The organism is Leifsonia sp. 2TAF2, assembly GCF_052115085.1.
In the GTDB taxonomy this organism is placed as follows: domain Bacteria; phylum Actinomycetota; class Actinomycetes; order Actinomycetales; family Microbacteriaceae; genus Leifsonia.
In genome coordinates this window covers 914,215-930,967 of record NZ_JBFRFY010000002.1, presented here as the reverse complement: position 1 = coordinate 930,967, position 16,753 = coordinate 914,215, and the positions used below count along the sequence as shown (strand labels likewise).

Genomic DNA, 16,753 nt, shown 5'->3' with positions numbered 1-16,753 from the left:
GCCTCCGTCCACTGCTAAGCGGTGGGGCCGGCCCGAGCTGTGAAAGCGCTCGCGAGAACCCTCCGCGAGCTGGTGCCGCTGCTGCCGGCCGCCGGCCAGCGATACCTCAGGTTCTATTCGTGGTTCGTCGGACTCCTCGCCGTTCTGGACGCCGTCTCGCTCGGGCTCCTCAGCGTGGTGATCTCCCCGCTGCTGTCCGGCAGTTCGCTCACCCTTCCCGTGGTCGGGACGATCGACACCACCGGCCTGGTCTGGATCCTCGTCCTCGTGTGCGTCCTCGTGATCGTCAAAGGAATCCTGGCCTCGCTCATCCAGTACCTCGCAACGCGGCGGTTCGCCTCATTCGAGCTCGGCATCGGCGACCGCCTGCTCACCGCCTATATGGCCTCTCCGTGGGTCGAGAGGCTCAAGCGCAACTCCGCGGATGTCGTACGGCTCGCCGACTGGGGCATCGCCAACACGATCGCCGGGGTGCTGCTCCCTGCTGCGTCGCTCGTCGGTGAGGCGACCACCTTCATCGTGGTCTTCCTCGTGCTCGTGGTCGCCCAGCCTGCGATCGCCGCTACGACCGTGGTCTACCTGGGCCTCGTGGGACTCGCACTCTACTTCTGGGTGTCACGCCGCTCCCAGGTCGCCGGACGTGTCAACCGCGACTACTCCTACCGTGTCTCCCGGCTGCTCACCGAGATGATCGGCGCCCTCAAAGAGGTGACCCTGCGGAACAAGTCGGCGGAAGTCGCCGCCGTGGTGCACGCGAACCGGGTGCGGACGTCGCAGGCGCGTGCCAACATCCAGTTCTTGAGCCTCGTGCCGCGATACATCCTCGAATCAGCGGTCATCGGTGGGATCGTCCTCGTCGGCGCCGTCGGATTCTTCGTCGGCGGTAGTTTGACCGCTGCCGTCACCGCCGTCTCGATCTTCAGTCTCGCCGGCTTCCGGATGGCGCCCTCGATCACGCGGTTCCAGGCTGTCATCGGGACGACGACGGCGAACCTGCCGCACGCCCAGAACGTGATCGCCGACATCAAGCTCATGGAGCGCCAGAACGAGCGATCCCGGAGCGGGATGGACTCCGGTCACCTCCCCGAGCATCCGACCACACTCGATCTCGAGAACGTGTCCTTCGCCTACTCGTCCGACGGGCCGGATGCGCTGCGTGAGATCTCGCTCTCGATCCCGTTCGGTGCGACGGTCGCCTTCGTCGGGTCGTCTGGAGCCGGCAAGTCGACCCTGGTGGACCTGATCCTCGGCCTGGTCGAGCCCACCTCGGGTTCCATCTCGATCGACGGCACTCCCCTGCGTCACGTTTCGTCGGCGTGGCACTCCCGCGTCGGCTACGTGCCGCAGGATGTGTCGCTGTTCGACGGCACGGTCGGGCAGAACGTCGCGCTGACCTGGTCGGACGACGTCGACCCGGTGCGCGCCCGCGCCGCTCTCGAGCACGCCCAGCTGTGGGATGTGATCGCCGGCCGCGAGGGCGGCCTCGAGGGCCTGATCGGCGAGCGGGGCCTCGCCCTCTCCGGAGGTCAGCGGCAGCGTCTCGGCATCGCGAGAGCTCTCTATGTCGAACCGTATGTGCTCGTCATGGACGAGGCGACCAGCGCTCTCGACACCGCCACAGAGGCCGCCGTCGCCAAATCGATCCGCGAGCTGCACGGCAAGGTGACGGTCATCCTCGTCGCTCACCGGCTGTCGACCATCCGTCACGCCGATCGCATCTACTTCATGGCGGACGGGCGCATCCGGGCGAGTGGCACGTTCGACGAACTCGTCAAGAGCGTCCCTGCCTTCGCCGAGCAGGCCGCGCTGGCCGGCATGATCGAGTAGCTGCATGTCCCTGCTCGTCGATGCGATCGTCGCCGTCCACGACCCCTCCCGCCCTGTGGACCGGGCGGTCGCGTCTCTCACCCGCTCGGGTCTCCATCCCGGCACCGAACTGCGGATCACCGTCGTGTGCCACAACGTCGCCGCCGATCACTTCGACCGCCGATTGGAGCCGTTCCGCTCGCACGGCCTCCGAGTGATCACGCTGTCCGACGGGATCCGCAGCCCGGCGGGTCCCTTCAACGCCGGCATCGACGCCGCCGCGGCGCGCTACGTCTCCATCCTGGGCTCCGACGACCATCTGGAGGACGGCGCCCTGGCTCACTGGCTCGCCCGCGCCGAGCGGGACGGAGCCGACGCCGTCATCGCTCCCGAGGCACACGCGAACGGCGGGGTGGTTCGTACTCCGCCGGTGCGCCCGTTCCATCGCGGGAGGCGTGATCCGATCAAGGACAGGCTGGCGTACCGCACTGCACCGCTGGGACTGATCGCGCGCTCCACGATCGAACGGCTCTCGCTGCGTTTCACGCCTGGCCTCGCGACGGGTGAGGATCAGGCGTTCTCGGCCCGCCTGTGGTTCGAGGCCGGAAGGGTCAGCTACGCGAAAGGCGCGCCGCGCTACATCGTGGGCGCAGACGCCGTGACCAGGGTCAGCACGAGTCCGCAGCCACTCGACGTGCAGTTCGCATTCGCATCGCCGTTGCTCGAAAGCGCCTGGTTCACCGCGTTGCCGCCGGCCGCCCGGAGGGCGATCGTCGTGAAGCTGTTGCGCGTCCACGTCTTCCCGGCCGCCCTGGCGCGGATCGACTCCCCGGATTTCGCGGCGTCCGATCAGGTGATCCTTGCGGACCTCGTCCGGCGCATGCGTACCGCCGCGCCCGGGTTCGAGCGCTCGCTGTCGATCGCCGATCGGAGGACCGTGGACGTCCTCCTCGACCCCGACGCAGCCGTCGAGACCGTCGGCCGCCTCGTCCGGGCGCGTCAACACTATGGTCATCCGTCGACGGTGCTGACCTCCGACCCTCGCGGACTGCTCCTGCCCGACGGCCCGCTGCGGTTCATGGCCGCCTCCTGGCTGATGCGATGACGCCGCGGCCGACCCGACCCGTTAGGTTCGTCGTATGGCGTCGTCCTTCCTGAGTCGGATGACCAGCCGGCTGGCGGGTCGCCGGAGCGAGCTGTCCCCGTGGCTGACCGGGATCGGGGAGCACGCGCTCGAGCGACCGGGCTCCGTCGCGGGTCGGCTGCTCTACAAGGCCTTGGGGGCCGACGCCGGCGAGGCGGACCCCAACCCCGAGCTCACCGCCTCGACCCGGGTGTACTTCGGTCCGCTGAATTACGCCGGCCAGGCGCATCTTTGGGCGCGCGCGCTCCGCGCCGACCTGCCGGACGTGGCGGCGGTCAACGCGGCGGTCGTCGCTCCGCGCTCCGCACTCAACTTCCCCTCCGATATCTCCATCCCGCTCCGCGTCTATCGCGGTTCCGATGCGTGGAGGGCGGAGCAGCGGCTCTATCTTCGGCGGTTCACTCACGTGGTCGCCGAGAGCGGCCGATCACTTCTTGGCGAGCGCGTCGCCTCCGATCCGTTCGACGAGTTCTCGGAGCTGCGCAGCGAGGGGGTCCGGACCGCGATCATGCTGCATGGCACGGATGCGCGGCTGCCGAGCAGGCACCGCGCGACGCATGCGCACTCCCCGTTCCAGGATGCCGAGAGGTTTGCGGGAACGGAGCGCCGAGTGAGTCGGCTGCTGAGCGACCTGGAGAGCTTCGACGGGCCCGTCTTCGTCTCCACGCCGGACCTTCTCGCCGATGTGCCGTGGGCCGCATGGTGCCCGGTGGCCGTCGACCCTGCGCTGTGGGCCACCGACTCCCGGCCGCTCACCCGTCCCACGCCGCTCGTGGTCCATGTGCCGAGCCGGTCCTCGGTCAAGGGCACGGAGCTCATCGAGCCGGCGATTCGGGCTCTCGAAGCGGACGGGCTGATCGCCTACCGGAGGATCGAGGGCGTCCCTCCCAGCAGCCTGCCTGCGATGATCGCGGACGCGGACATCGTTCTGGACCAGTTCGCGCTCGGGAGCTACGGCGTCGCGGCGTGCGAAGCCATGGCCGCCGGCAGAGTGGTGATCGGCGACGTCGACGACGGTGTGCGTGAGGCCGTTTCGCGTGCCGGCGCCGGGGACCTGCCGATCGTGCAGGCGCGGGCGGGCGAGATCGCCCGGGTGCTCCGCGGGGTCCTCGCCGATCGTGACGCGTACGCCGCACACGCGCAGCACGGAGTCGACTTCGTCGCGGCGCTGCATTCGGGTCCCGGATCGGCAGCCCGGCTGGCGGACGGCCTCGACATCCGCCGCTGACTCAGGCGAGCGGATCCTCTGCGCCCACGTGGAGCATCGCGGCGATGGCGTCGGCCCACTGCCGCTGCTGCGACTCCGCGGAGAGGGGGCGGGCGGCGACATGGGAGGCAGCCTTCCATGCCGCGACCTGCTCGGGGGTGATGCGGGCGATCAGTGCACGCAGGGACTCGACCGAGAAGTCGGGGACCACCGCACCCAGCCCGTACTCCTCCAGGATCGTCACCATCTCGGGCGATGGGCCGATGATCAGCGCGAGCCGCGCCTGGACGGCCTCGAAGAACTTGTTCGGCAGGGCGTGCGCGAGATTGAAGTTGGTGGGCGGGAGGAACGTCATCGAAACGTCGTATTCGGCCAGCGTCTCGACGAGCCGGTCGTAGGGGACGGGATCGCGGAAGGTCAGGCCGGGCACGCCCTCCCCCATCGCCTTCAGCTCTGCCACGTAGTCCGGCTCGTTCGGCATCACGATCATGTCGAGGGTCACGTCGGCGGGCGCATCCTTCATCAACTCGATGAAGTTCTCCAGCTTCCGGTAGCGCTGACCGGCCGCGGAATGGATGAGCCGGATCGGCGTGTGCACCGGCCTCGGCTCGCGCTCAGCGTACGGAGCAGCATTTGTGACCACTCCGACCGTGACACCGTAATCCGCCTCGTACCGGTCGGCGATGCCGCGTGCGACCGTGGTCACGGACACAAGCTTCGGAAGATAGTTGCGGCAGAGCCAGCGCATATACGGCGCGACGGCGAGCCGCCAGCGGAGGTCGTCGTCCTTCTCCTTCGGCGCGAACTCGTGAAGGTCGCCATGCACCCCGAACCTGGGCTCCAGCGCGAGAGCCAAGGGAACGGCGGTGAGGTCGTTGGCGAGGATGCCGTCGAACCGGCGGCCCTCCAGCTTGGGTCGCGCGTCGGCGACCGCCGCGGTGCCCCAATACGCCCGCTCGTACCGCCGCAGGGCGATCGCGACCTTGTCGTCGACCCAGGTGCGTGCATCCGGCGCCACCTCGATGTGCTCGACGACGCCATCCGGCGCGTCGCCGAAGCCGCAGGTCGTCACGTCGTAGCGATCCCGGAACAGCTGGACCTGCTTGAGGACGCGCGGATCCGACCGGATGTTCGAGAACGAGAGGATCAACAGCGAGCGGCGAGCGGGCATGCGGCGTTCCAGCTTTCAGCGGGCAATGGCCCGGCGGTAGGCGTCGTCGAGCACGGCCCGGCGGTCGAGCGCGTGCATGTTCACCGTCTAGCTTCGCGCATCGCCCGCCGTTTCGCGCACCGGTGGCCAGGTAAGCTTTCCCAGTGCAAAGCTCGCGGACGGATCGATCGGATCGGTATCGATGGACCCTTCTCATCGCGACCCCCGTCTTCGCACTGATCGCACTGGTCATGTGGGCGGTCGCCACTCCGATCGGCTCGAGCCCCGATGACGACTTCCACCTGGCCAGCACCTGGTGCGCGCTGGGCGACCGGCCCGGCCTCTGCGAGGAGGTCCCCGGTCATCCGGAGGAGCGTGCGATCCCGAAGGGGGTCGCCCAGGTGCTGTGCACCGATCTGTTCCCCAGCCAGCTGGCCAAGTGCGACGTCGATCCCAGCCAGTCGGCGCGCGACCTCATCCCGACAGCTCGCGGCAACTTCGGGGGAACATACCCGCCGGTGTACTACGCCGTGATGGGCGTGTTCGCCAGCCCGCAGTACGCGGTCTCTGCTCTGGCGATGCGGCTCGTCAACGCCGTCCTCTTCGTGGGGCTCACATCATTGCTGTACTGGCTGCTCACCCCCTCCCGGAGACGGACGCTGCTCTGGGCGTGGGCGATCGGCATCGTGCCGCTGGGCGTCTCTCTCCTGTCGTCCAACAATCCGAGCTCATGGGCGATCATCGCTGGCGGGTCGCTCTGGCTCGCTGTACTCGGCTGGTTCGAGAGCAGCGGCCGACGGGCGATCGGGCTGGGAGCGCTTGCGGTGGTCTTCGCGGTGATGGGCGCCGGCGCTCGTGCGGATTCGGCGGTGTACACGGTGCTGGGCATCGTGGTGGCCGGCATCCTCGGCGTTCAGCGCACGCGCCGGTTCCTGCTGAAGGCGATCCTGCCACTCGGGCTGGTGCTCATTGCGGTCCTCTTCTACTTCGGCGCCAACCAGTCCGTCGGCACCGGTGGGCTGACGGGCAGCCACGACGCGTCGACGCCCCTCACCACGGCGCAGTACGTGTGGAATTACTTCGAGGAACTCCCCCAGCTCTGGGCGGGCAGCCTGGGCACCTGGCCCATCGGCTGGCTCGACATTCCGATGCCTGCCGTCGTCTCGGTCGCGTCCGTCGCGGTCTTCGGCGCGGTGACCTTCACGGGCTTGCGTTCCCGTTCCGTGCGCAAGCTGATCGCTCTCGGTTTCGCCCTCGTCGTGATGTTCGCGGTGCCGGCCTACATCCTTCTCAAGAGCAAGGCCACTGTCGGGCAGGAGGTTCAGCCGCGCTACATCCTCCCGCTGCTCCTCCTGTTCGCCGGAGTGGCCATGGTCGAGGTCGCCGGCGGCCGAGGCATCAGCTTCACCAGGCTCCAGCGGGGCGTCGCGGCGCTCGCGCTGTCGATCGCCGGCGCTTTCGCGCTCCACGCGAGCATCCACCGCTACGTCTCCGGCGCCGGTGTCTCCGACTTCGACCTCGGGCACGGCATGCGCTGGTGGTGGGGAGGGCCTGTCTCCCCGATGGCCGTATGGGTCGTGGGGTCGCTCGCCTTCGCCGGCGCGATGTTCGGCGCGTTCTGGCTTGCGCACCGCCGTGCAGAGGACGGGACACGCCTGGACGGGCAGCCCACCGATACGCGCGAGGTGGTCACGAGCCATGACTGACACCGCACCGTCCTCAGAGTCGTCGCCCGCGCATCAGCCGCTGTTCAAGCGAGTGTTCGCGCACTCCGGGGTACGCTATCTCGTCGCCGGAGGGCTGAGCTTCCTCGTCGACTTCGGTCTGCTCGCCCTGCTGCACGACGTCCTGCTGTGGCCGGTGTGGCTGGCGAGCGGCGTGTCGTTCCTCCTCAGTTTCGCCTTCACCTACACGATCCAGCGGGTCTTCTCGTTCGGCTCTTCCGCGCCGCATGGCCGCGCGGTCCTGCGCTACACGCTCCTGGTAGCCTTCAACACGCTCGCGACGATCGTCATCGTCTCCCTCATCAACTCGTCGGTCGTCGGCTGGGCGGGCGGCAAGGTCGTCGCCACCATCGTGACGACGACCTGGAACTACTTCGCTTACCGGTATTGGGTCTTCGCCGACCCCCAGAAGAACGAACCGAGCCCGGCGACCGGGCCGGCCGAAAGGAACTGAGCGTGTACAACGGTGCTCGCATCGCCGCAGTGGTCCCCGCCTACAAGGAAGAGGCCATGATCGCCACCGTCATCGCGACGATGCCGTCGATCGTCGACCACATCGTGATCGTCGACGATCACAGCCCGGATGCGACGAGCGACGTGGTGCGCGGTGTCGGCGACCCCCGCGTCTCCCTGGTGCGACACGAGGTCAACCAGGGCGTCGGAGGGGCGATCATCACCGGCCACCGCGTCGCGATGGAACTGGGCGCCGACGTGAACGTCATCATGGCGGGTGACGCCCAGATGGATCCCGACTATCTTCCGCCCCTTCTCGACGCCGTCACCTCGGGAGGCTACGGGTTCGCCAAAGCCAACCGGTTCTTCTCGCCGGAGTCGTTCCACGGCATGCCCGGCCATCGGGTGTTCGGGAACATCGTGCTCTCGTTCATGACGAAGCTCGCCTCGGGGTACTGGAACCTCTTCGACCCGCAGAACGGCTACACGGCTGTCCGCACCGAGATCCTCAAGCGCGTCCCGCTCGACAACGTCTCGAAGAGGTACAGCTTCGAGAACGACCTGCTGATCCACCTGAACATCCTGCAGGTGCCGGCGACCGACGTCCCGATTCCCGCCGTCTACGGCGAGGAAGTATCGAGCATCCGGCTGTCGAAGGTGGTCCCTGAGCTGCTCAGCCTGCTCACCCGAGGATTCTGGCGTCGCATCTGGTACCGCTACGTCCTGTGGTCGTTCTCGCCGATCGCTCTGCTGCTCTTCCTCGGCCTGACCCTGTTCGTCGTGGGGCTCGGCGTGGCCATCTGGGTGTGCTTCCAGGTCGCGGCGTCTGTCGTGGCCACCGCCGCGACCGTCATGCTGGCAGCGCTCCCGCTGATCCTCGGCTCGCAGATGTTGATCAGTGCGCTGCAGCTGGACATTCAGGCGAGCCCGTCGACACCCGGTCTTCCACCCTTCGAAGAATAAAGGACCCCGTATACCCCCTGCGCCGCGCGGCGACTGAGGGGTATGCCTGTTGTATGCAGAATCAACAGGCGAGGATTCGGCGCGCTGACCTGCAGAACGCAAGCGAAGGCGCCACCGCCCGGATACCGCTGGGCCGCCGTTTCCTCGCCGCTGCCTACAGGCGCTGGGTGCCGCTCGCGCTCGTATTCGCGTCGTTGGTCTTGGGGTTCACCGTCACCGCTCATCACACTCAGGCGCTCTCGCCCATCGACGAGTGGGTCTATTCGGACTACCTCGACAAACTCCCCGGGCAGGTGTTCATGCCGCGCGGTCAGGAGATCGGACCCCAGGCCCTCGAGCACATGGCCTGCGTCGGCGTGCGGGCGTACGGCCCGATGGGGCCGAAATGCGGGTCGGACTACTCCGCACACCTCGATAAGTTCCCGCAGGCCGGCATCACCTCCGCTGACGCGTACACGCCGCTCTACTTCGTGATGACCTGGGCGGGCGCGAAGCCGATCCAGCTCGTCACGGGCGTCTCGCTCCTCGAGGCGGCGCGCTTCACCGGTCCGTTCTGGCTGGCCGGCGGCATGCTGCTCTTCTCCTGGCTGCTCGGCCTGATGAGGATCAGACCGGTCATCGTCTTCGGGCTCGGTCTTGCCGTGATCGCATCGCCCTTTGCATGGTGGACGTTCACCTTCGTCAGTACCGACGCTCCAGTGCTCGCCCTGGGGGCGTTCATGCTGATCGCAGCCATCAAGTACGTGCGAGGGCAGTGGTCGGGCTGGTGGTTGCCTCTGATCGCGGCGGTCGCGACGCTGTTCAAGATCACGAGCATCCTGGCGGTGCTGCTCGTGACGCTGTGGCTCGTGCTCGAATTCGTCGCCCGGCGAATACGGGAGAGACCGCGTCGTCGCGGCTTCTCGTGGCGGGAGGCACTCGCGGGACGGGGTGTGGACGGATACCTGATGATCGCCGCGTGCAGCGCGATCGCGGCCCTCGTCGTCGAGGTGGGCTGGCTGGCCTTCCGGGCCGCCATCGCCGTGGGACCGGCCGCGAATCAAGGGGTGACGGGCCGGATGTCGCTCAAGGATCTCGGCTCGCAGTTCGTCAACTTCCTGCCCGGCACTGTGATCTCCAACGTCAACATCACCGGACAGACCGCTCTGGGGCTGCCCATCCCGCCCTTCATCGTGGAACCGCTCTCGTGGATCACGATCGGCGGCGTCGTCGGGGCCGTCGCGATCTACACCTGGCGACGCGCGAACTCCACGCTGGTGTATTCGATCGCCGCACTGGCGATCCTGGGCGCTCCGTTGCTCGCGATCGCGCTCGACGTGCAGAAGACGTACTTCCCCATCCCACCGCGCTACGGGGCGGCCCTGCTGCCGGCGTTCCTGCTGTCGGCCGGGCTCATCGTCCGGAGCAGACTCGCGATGATCCTGCTCGTCGCGTACCCGGCCATCGTCTACTGCATTATTTTGGTGTTCTCGCCCGTGTTCAAGTGAGGCCAGGGGTTCCCTTCGGCGGCGGCGGCGGCGGCCAGGCCTGAGGCCGTGCTCTCCGCCCGGCTGCGGACGATCCAGGCGCAGCTGATGCCGGCCGCGCCTACGAGGGCGAAGGCGATCCAGATCAGATTCGACCCGGGTGCGTGCCAGCTGGGGTGCCGGAGGAACGAGAGCCAGGAACCGTCCATGCCGACGGCATAGCGGCGGAGCGTCCACGCGACGGCAGCGGCCTGGCCGACGGCCGCCAGGATGCCGACGAGGATGACCGCACGCATCCGCAGGGCCGCCGGTACCGCCACCCCCGGTCGCCGCGAGAGCACGATGGCCACCGCCGAGATCACCAGGACCGCGGCGTAGGCGACAAGCGAGTAGCGGCCCTGCCAGATGTAACCGCTGCGCTGCACCGCCATGGCCTGCACGGTCGCAGGGACGAGGAAGAAACCGGCGATGGCGACGATCACCGCGGCCAGCAGGCGGCCGCGCGCCACCACGAGCGCGCCGACCACCGTGCCCAGGGCCAGGAACGACCAGAGCAGATAGACGTATTCGGGCGCCGGGGTGTCGAGCCACCCGAACAGACCGATGATGCCCGGGTCGAGAGACTTGTCGGACAGCATGGTGAGGAACGCGAGCGGGGGGCTGACTCCCGTCCCAGCGAATTCGCCCAGGCTGGTCAACGTGTTCGTCATGAGGATCCACCAGACGGCGAAGCCGGCTCCGACCGCCAAGATCGCAAGGACGATCCACGATGCCGCGCTCCGGAACAGCAGACGGATGCGGCCCGGCTCGGCGGCGACGATCGCGATCACCGCGATCATCGCCATCCATAAGGGTGAGAGGCCCCGGGCGTTGGCGAGCAGCACACCGCTGACGGCCACCAGAGCGAGTGCAGGCTCGGGCCGTGGGAGCGCCGGTCCGCGGACGAGGAGGAGCAGGAGCGAGAGGAGTGCGGCTCCTGCCGCGATCTCGACCGCATTGGGGTTGACCGATCCGCTGAGGAAGACCGTCGTCGGTGTCAGGATCGCGAGCGCAGCGAACCCGGTCACCGCGGAACGCCGGAGCGCGAAGAGGGCGCTGATCGCCACCGCGAAGAGGGCCGAACAGATCAGCGCAGTGAGGAGACGCATCGCGAAGACCGCCGCGAACGAGTGGCTCGTGATCAGGGTCGGCCAGCCGACGAGCACGTAGTAGAGCGGGTTGTAGAGCCCTGCGGATGTCTCGACGGCGGTCGGCTGGGACGAGCCTCCGCTGATCGTTCCCATGCAGACGGCGGAGGTCTCTGGGTGATAGGCGGGGCAGGTCCACGACCACGCCTTGGCGATGCCCTCGGGAACCGTGACCTGAGTGAATCCGGAGCGCTCGGTCGCTGTGCCGATGAGTTCACCGCGAACGACGGCTGCCGCCTTGATGATGTGGGCCGGTTCATCCGGGCTCGCGCTCAGCGGGGTGGAGACCGCCCAGGTGGCGGAGAGGACGAAGAGCCCGGCGAAGACGAAGAGACCCGAGAGCCACGTCGATCCGCCGATCCGCCCCAGCAGGGCGCGCATCAGGCGGCGACGCCGATGACTCGGTAGAGCACGCCCGGCCACGCATCCGCAGAGCTCACGCGGCGTCCGTCGATCAGAACCGCGATGCCCGGGAGGTCGGAGGGCCCGAGCTCGCGGTACCCGGCATGATCGGTCTGGACGATGGCGGCGTCGACCGGTTCGCCGAGGCTGTACGGACTGAATCCGAGCGCCCGGAGCTCGTCGTCCGAGTAGAGCGGGTCGTGGACGACCGGCACGGCGCCGCGGGCGGCCAGAGCCTCGACCAGCGGGAAGACGCCAGAAAACGCGGTCTCCTTCACGCCGCCCCGGTAGGCCGCCCCCAAGACGGCGACCCGTGCGCCGCGGATGTCTCCGTAGGCGCCCTCGAGCATGCCGACCGCGTGGACGGGCATCCCGGCGTTGGCCTGTCGTGCGGCGCTGACGATGGTCGCCCCAGGGTCGTTCCACAGGTAGAGCCGCGGATAGACCGGGATGCAATGGCCGCCGACCGCGATACCGGGCCGGTGGATGTGGCTGTACGGCTGCGAGTTGGACGCCTCGATCACGTTGTAGACATCTATTCCGGCCCGTTCGGCGTACTGGGCGAACTGGTTGGCGAGACCGATGTTCACATCGCGATAGGTCGTCTCGGCCAGCTTGGCGAACTCCGCGGCCTCTGCCGAGCCGAGATCCCAGACGCCGTTGGGGCGCGCCAGGTCGACGCGCTCGTCGAAGTCGAGCACGGCCTCGTAGAACTCGGTGGCCCGACGGGCGCCGTGCTCGCTCAGGCCGCCGATGAGCTTGGGATACTTGCGGAGATCGGCGAAGATGCGGCCGGAGAGCACGCGTTCCGGTGAGAAGACGACATCGAAGTCGCTGCCCTCGACGAGCCCGGAGACGGACTCCAGTCGGGGTGCCCACCGCTCGCGGGTCGTTCCGACCGGAAGGGTCGTCTCATAGGAGACCAGCGTGCCGGGGGTCAGGTGGCGACCGACGGATTCGGTCGCCGAGTCCATCCACGCGAAGTCGGGGCGCGCGTCGCTGTCGACGAACAACGGCACGACGATTACCACCGCATCGGCCCCGGGGATGGCGTCGGAGTAGTCGGAGGTCGCTCGGAGCGCACCGGAACGCACCACGTCGACGAGCTTGTCGTCCAGTCCCGCCTCACCCGGGAACGGCGCAGTCGAGGCGTTGACGAGGTCGACGACCGTCGAGCTGACATCGACACCGACCACCTCGTGGCCTTTCGAGGCGAACTGGACAGCCAGGGGCAGGCCGATCTTCCCCAGCGCGACTACCGCGATCTTCATGTATTGGTGACTCCCGATTTCCTGCACAGCACGAGCCCGTCAATCCTACGGTGTGCCGTCGCAGCATCGGCGCGGGGTGCGATCGATCGACGCAGTTCCGGGCCTCCGGCGTCAGGCAGCGGGTCCACTGGGAATCGCTGCGGCGAACAGTGGATGCACGTTGAGATACCCGGCGCCCTTGCTCAGCTCCTGATAACGCTGGATGCTGCCGATCGGCCGCTTCTTCCCCCCGTCGAGGAGGTAGATCGAGCCGTCCGGCGTGCGGATGAAGGTGGTCGCCGGTGCGCCCACCTTGAGCAGGCGGCAGGTGTACGTGTCGAGCGGGACATAGCTGAACGGGTACAACGCCTTGAGCGTCGGGTCGAGCTTGTGCACGCTCCCGCCCGCGCTGACGTAGTCGGTGGTGCCGCACGTCAGCCCGAATCCGAGAAGGGTCGAGGCGCGCGGATAGGCATCGATCCGCGCTTGGGTGGTGTAGCTGAACGCGGTGATGCCCGCTTCCGTCGCGTAGGCGAAGTTCGACATCGCGACCTTGCTCGTGACGCCGTTGATCAGGTAGACGGTCGCATCGCTGGCCGACCTCACCAGCGTATTCGTCGTGAGCGCCACCGGCCCCTTCGGCATGGCTGCGACGACCGCGTCGGGGACGGTCGTGATCACAGGTGTGCCGTTCGCCGACAACGCGACGAGCGACTCCCAGGCGCCGACGGGGAGGAGCTTGTCGCTCATCACCAGGTAGACGGTGGCCGAGCCGGCCGTCTTGACACTGGATCCGGCGGCGATCGTGCCCTTGCTCGGGTAGGTGTCGAGGAACGCCTGCGGTACCGGGACGGGGGTGAGCGTCGCCCCGGCTGCCTTCCAGACCAGGCGCCCGCCGTCGGCGAGGACCGAGACATCCGGTGATCCCGCCACGGACACGATCCCCGCGAATGTCGTCGGAGCAGCTGGGATCTTCGCGAGGCTGGCGCTGGAGAGCGACCCGGTGGATCGGCTGACCACCTGGGCTGCCGCGACGGTGCCGGCGGCGACCGGGTACCGCAGGCCGTTGCCGAGGTACGCGTAGGCGGACGAGCCGCGCTGCGCCGCGTACACGCCATCCCGCACGATCGGCGCACCGAGCGTCAGCCCGGCGACCGCGTCCTCGGTCAGCACGTTGTATCCCCCGGGCAAGCCGGCGGCCGCCTGCGAAGCGGAGTCCAATATCTCCCGCTTTGTCGCCTGCGTGATGTAGTAGCGCGCTCCGGCCGTGGTGCCGAGAACCGGTCCCATCGCGGGTCCGGTGGCGAAGGCGGCGAGCTGGTCGTCCGTCAGCTCGACGTAGCCGTTCGCTGCACACTGCCCGCCGTAGTCGGCGACGAGGCCGCACGAACTGAACGGCAGCTTGATGCTGGCGTCGGTGAAGTAGATGGTGCCGCCGGGCGAACGCATCACCCGGCCGGCCACCTGCGCGGTGCTGAACGAGTCGAGGTAGCTCTGGGACACGTAGCCGATCGGGCCCAGGGGGGCATAGGCGGTGAGGATCGCCTGGCTGGCGATCGGATACTTGGCCGTACCCGAGATGATGTAGACCGTTGCGTTCGATGTGCTGCGGAGCAGCGAGCTGCCCGCGGTCGTCGGGCCGAACCAGTCGGTGTAGATCCGCCAGAAGTTGCGGTTGCCGTACTCGCTGCAGCCGTCGCCGTTCCCGTAGAGATTGTTCAGCGCCGCGGCGTTCGGCTGGTACGGCGTGTAGTTGTACAGGCCGGCCGTCGCCAGGTTGTGGATGTAGACGTTCGGGGAGCCGCAGGACGCGTTCCTGCTGTAGCGGATAGCGTTCACGCGCCCTGCCACGTGGTTCCAGCTGGTGGGGCTTGCCGCGTACCGCTTGAATTGGAGGGCCGCGTTGTACACCTGGTTGAAGAAGCCGAGGTACTGGCTGTCGCACGCCGCAGTGTCTGGGCAGGCGTAGCCGGTCGCCTTCTGATACTGGTCGGCGGTGGGCCAGGTGTCCGAGACGAGGCTCTGCTCCTTCTCGAGCAGGACGATCAGCACCTTCTGGCTGATCCCGCAGGCCGCCCCCACCCGCGCGATGATGGTCGCGGCCGACTCGTTGGCAGCTCCGGTGTACGCGCTGCAGCGGTAGTCCACCGCCGCTTTGGTGGATGTCGACTGCCGGTAGTCCTTGAGGCACGTGTAGCCCGCGACGCACCTCGACACCTTGGACGAGAGGAACGTCTGCACCTGGGCGGCGGTCATGGCGCCCCCGTCGTAGAACAGGGCGTCGCTGATGATGTTGCCCGCGTCGAACTGCCGCCCGTCGGCCGCGGCCGCGGGAGCCTGAGCCTGCGGTCCGATCGGCGCCACCGGCGATAGCACCGCGAGTGCGAGGGCGATTGCGCCGACGACGGCGACCAGCCCGCGGCGGCTCACGGGATCACCAGCGTCGTCGACGGCGACGTGGAGGGTGTGCCCTCGACAGTCATCCCGACGGTCACCTCGTAGGCGCCGCGCTCGAATGAGGCGATGGGGACCTGGACCGTTCCGCATGACGTCGTCGACCTGTCGGGAGTGGCCTCGTGATCCACGGTGAACGACGATCCGTTCCGCGAGAACGTGAACACGCACGTCCCCTGATCCGTCACGACTCCCTGCACGTAGCCGGAGACGGTCACGTTTCTGCCGTCGGGGTCGACGGCGGCGACCACCAGAACGGCCCCGATAGCAGCGGCGGTCGAGTCTCCCGTACCCGGCGATGCCGTCTTCGTCGGGGTGGCGGACGCCGGCACACCCGTATCGGTGCGGCTATCGGTGACCGGCGCTGTGCACGCACTGAGAAGGGCGCTCACCACGAACGCCGTGGCTGCCGCAGCCGCGACGGATGGTGCGATCCTGCTCATTCGTGACTCCTGGTCGGGGAAGGTACGACAAATGTCGCTCGAGATGCGTTTCGGGTCGCCCTTCTACGATATCGGCACCGGGGCTCTCCGGGGCGGGTCGGCGTCGCCCTACTATGGGGGGCATCATCCGACGGCCGTTCAGGTGCGCTGGGTTAAGATGTACGCCATGACTTCAACCCAAGCGCAGGCCCGAGCTGCGCTGATCGCCGACGAGCCCCTCGTCGCTGTCGGCCAGAGCTCAGGACTCTTCCGCGGTGCCGGCGCATCATGGAAGGACGTCTGGGACCACCGGCAGCTCCTCGGCCTGCTGTCGCGGCGCGAGATCAAGTCGCGGTACAAAGACAGCTCGCTCGGCCTCCTATGGAGCCTCTTCCGGCCCATCGCCCAGCTGCTCATCTACTATCTGGCCATCGGCCAGGTGCTCGGCGCCGCTCGCGCCACCCCGGACTTCGCCATCTTCGTCTTCATCGGCCTCACGATGTGGGGACTCTTCTCGGAGATCGTGCAGAGTTCCACCACCTCGATCCTGGCGAACGCCGGTCTCGTCAAGAAGGTCTACCTGCCTCGGGAGATCTTCCCGCTGAGCTCTGTCGGCGGCGCGGCCTTCAACTTCCTGGTGCAGGCCGTCGTACTGGTGCTCGCCATCACCTTCCTGGCATCCGTGCCGTTCGACTGGGATGCCGACGTGCTGCTCGCTCCGGCGGCCGTGATCACGCTGGTGGTCTTCTCCACGGCGATCGGGCTCTTCCTCTCGGCCGTGAACGTGTATCTTCGCGACGCCCAGCACCTGGTGGAGATCGCTCTCATCATCCTGTTCTGGGCATCGCCGATCGTCTACTCGTACACGTTCGTGCACAAGCTGCTCCAGGGAAACTGGCTGGAGCAGCTGTACCTGGCCAATCCGGTCACGATCGCGATCCTCGGCATGCAGCGCGCCCTCTGGTCCGCCGGCGACACGGCGACCGGTCCGATGGCCCAGGTCTGGCCTCCTGCGCTCGGACTCCGCCTGCTCATCGTCTTCCTCATCAGCCTCGTCCTCCTGTGGCTCGCGCAGCGCGTCTTCGCGCGGCTCCAGGGAAATTTCGCCCAGGAGCTCTGAGACAA

13 protein-coding genes are annotated in these 16,753 nt (G+C 68.0%); 8 read left to right on the top strand and 5 right to left on the bottom strand.

Annotated elements, in window-relative coordinates; genetic code table 11:
• Positions 1–72 precede the first annotated feature (72 nt).
• The 3 genes from AB4Z18_RS16625 to AB4Z18_RS16615 are packed head-to-tail and all read left to right on the top strand — an operon-like array spanning position 73 to position 4,178.
• On the top strand, positions 73–1,827 hold the full coding sequence (locus tag AB4Z18_RS16625; RefSeq protein ID WP_441783846.1) for an ABC transporter ATP-binding protein: 1,755 nt from the start codon (positions 73–75) through the stop codon (positions 1,825–1,827).
• A gap of 4 nt (positions 1,828–1,831) precedes the next feature.
• Positions 1,832–2,911 carry a glycosyltransferase family A protein gene (locus tag AB4Z18_RS16620; protein ID WP_441783845.1) on the top strand — a complete coding sequence of 360 codons (1,080 nt, stop codon included), beginning with the start codon at positions 1,832–1,834 and terminating at the stop codon, positions 2,909–2,911.
• A 34-nt stretch (positions 2,912–2,945) separates the two neighbouring features.
• Entirely contained in the window at positions 2,946–4,178 is a 1,233-nt protein-coding gene (locus tag AB4Z18_RS16615) for a hypothetical protein (RefSeq protein WP_441783844.1), read from the top strand.
• Between the two features lies 1 nt (position 4,179).
• Here AB4Z18_RS16615 and AB4Z18_RS16610 read toward each other — a convergent pair whose 3' ends face one another.
• The gene (locus AB4Z18_RS16610; RefSeq protein ID WP_441783843.1) at positions 4,180–5,328 is read right to left on the bottom strand and encodes a glycosyltransferase family 1 protein; all 1,149 of its coding nucleotides are present in this window, start codon (positions 5,326–5,328) and stop codon (positions 4,180–4,182) included.
• A 143-nt stretch (positions 5,329–5,471) separates the two neighbouring features.
• Between AB4Z18_RS16610 and AB4Z18_RS16605 the strand changes: the two genes are divergently transcribed.
• The 4 genes from AB4Z18_RS16605 to AB4Z18_RS16590 are packed head-to-tail and all read left to right on the top strand — an operon-like array spanning position 5,472 to position 9,934.
• The gene (locus AB4Z18_RS16605; RefSeq protein ID WP_441783842.1) at positions 5,472–7,013 is read left to right on the top strand and encodes a DUF2142 domain-containing protein; all 1,542 of its coding nucleotides are present in this window, start codon (positions 5,472–5,474) and stop codon (positions 7,011–7,013) included.
• Positions 7,006–7,485, top strand: a complete 480-nt coding sequence (locus tag AB4Z18_RS16600) for a GtrA family protein (RefSeq protein WP_441783841.1) — start codon at positions 7,006–7,008, stop codon at positions 7,483–7,485. Before AB4Z18_RS16605 ends, AB4Z18_RS16600 begins: the two co-directional genes overlap by 8 nt.
• Before the next feature lie 2 nt (positions 7,486–7,487).
• Positions 7,488–8,447, top strand: a complete 960-nt coding sequence (locus tag AB4Z18_RS16595) for a glycosyltransferase family 2 protein (protein ID WP_441783840.1) — start codon at positions 7,488–7,490, stop codon at positions 8,445–8,447.
• Between the two features lie 53 nt (positions 8,448–8,500).
• Positions 8,501–9,934 (top strand): hypothetical protein, encoded by a 1,434-nt coding sequence (locus AB4Z18_RS16590; RefSeq protein ID WP_441783839.1) that lies wholly within the window; start codon positions 8,501–8,503, stop codon positions 9,932–9,934.
• Here the strand turns inward: AB4Z18_RS16590 and AB4Z18_RS16585 are convergent.
• The 4 genes from AB4Z18_RS16585 to AB4Z18_RS16570 form a co-directional block, all read right to left on the bottom strand.
• Positions 9,895–11,481 (bottom strand): DUF2142 domain-containing protein, encoded by a 1,587-nt coding sequence (locus AB4Z18_RS16585; RefSeq protein ID WP_441783838.1) that lies wholly within the window; start codon positions 11,479–11,481, stop codon positions 9,895–9,897. The two genes, AB4Z18_RS16590 and AB4Z18_RS16585, sit on opposite strands and share 40 nt — an antisense overlap.
• Positions 11,481–12,773 (bottom strand): nucleotide sugar dehydrogenase, encoded by a 1,293-nt coding sequence (locus AB4Z18_RS16580; protein ID WP_441783837.1) that lies wholly within the window; start codon positions 12,771–12,773, stop codon positions 11,481–11,483. Before AB4Z18_RS16580 ends, AB4Z18_RS16585 begins: the two co-directional genes overlap by 1 nt.
• 111 nt (positions 12,774–12,884) lie before the next feature.
• Positions 12,885–15,182, bottom strand: a complete 2,298-nt coding sequence (locus AB4Z18_RS16575; RefSeq protein ID WP_441783836.1) for a hypothetical protein — start codon at positions 15,180–15,182, stop codon at positions 12,885–12,887.
• Complete coding sequence (locus AB4Z18_RS16570; protein WP_441783835.1) at positions 15,179–15,649, bottom strand: hypothetical protein; 471 nt, start codon at positions 15,647–15,649, stop codon at positions 15,179–15,181. Before AB4Z18_RS16570 ends, AB4Z18_RS16575 begins: the two co-directional genes overlap by 4 nt.
• 166 nt (positions 15,650–15,815) lie before the next feature.
• Here AB4Z18_RS16570 and AB4Z18_RS16565 point away from each other — a divergent pair, with 166 nt between their 5' ends.
• Positions 15,816–16,748, top strand: coding sequence for an ABC transporter permease (locus AB4Z18_RS16565; protein ID WP_441783834.1), 933 nt, complete (start codon positions 15,816–15,818; stop codon positions 16,746–16,748).
• The last annotated feature ends 5 nt before the right edge of the window (positions 16,749–16,753 follow it).

Bases quoted from the DNA above. Each gene is read 5' to 3' on its own strand.
- AB4Z18_RS16600 (WP_441783841.1), top strand. From the start codon at position 7,006: ATGACTGACACCGCACCGTCCTCAGAGTCGTCGCCCGCGCATCAGCCG.
- AB4Z18_RS16585 (WP_441783838.1), bottom strand. From the start codon at position 11,481: ATGCGCGCCCTGCTGGGGCGGATCGGCGGATCGACGTGGCTCTCGGGT.
- AB4Z18_RS16615 (WP_441783844.1), top strand. From the start codon at position 2,946: ATGGCGTCGTCCTTCCTGAGTCGGATGACCAGCCGGCTGGCGGGTCGC.
- AB4Z18_RS16590 (WP_441783839.1), top strand. From the start codon at position 8,501: ATGCAGAATCAACAGGCGAGGATTCGGCGCGCTGACCTGCAGAACGCA.
- AB4Z18_RS16565 (WP_441783834.1), top strand. From the start codon at position 15,816: ATGACTTCAACCCAAGCGCAGGCCCGAGCTGCGCTGATCGCCGACGAG.
- AB4Z18_RS16620 (WP_441783845.1), top strand. From the start codon at position 1,832: ATGTCCCTGCTCGTCGATGCGATCGTCGCCGTCCACGACCCCTCCCGC.
- AB4Z18_RS16580 (WP_441783837.1), bottom strand. From the start codon at position 12,773: ATGAAGATCGCGGTAGTCGCGCTGGGGAAGATCGGCCTGCCCCTGGCT.
- AB4Z18_RS16570 (WP_441783835.1), bottom strand. From the start codon at position 15,649: ATGAGCAGGATCGCACCATCCGTCGCGGCTGCGGCAGCCACGGCGTTC.
- AB4Z18_RS16610 (WP_441783843.1), bottom strand. From the start codon at position 5,328: ATGCCCGCTCGCCGCTCGCTGTTGATCCTCTCGTTCTCGAACATCCGG.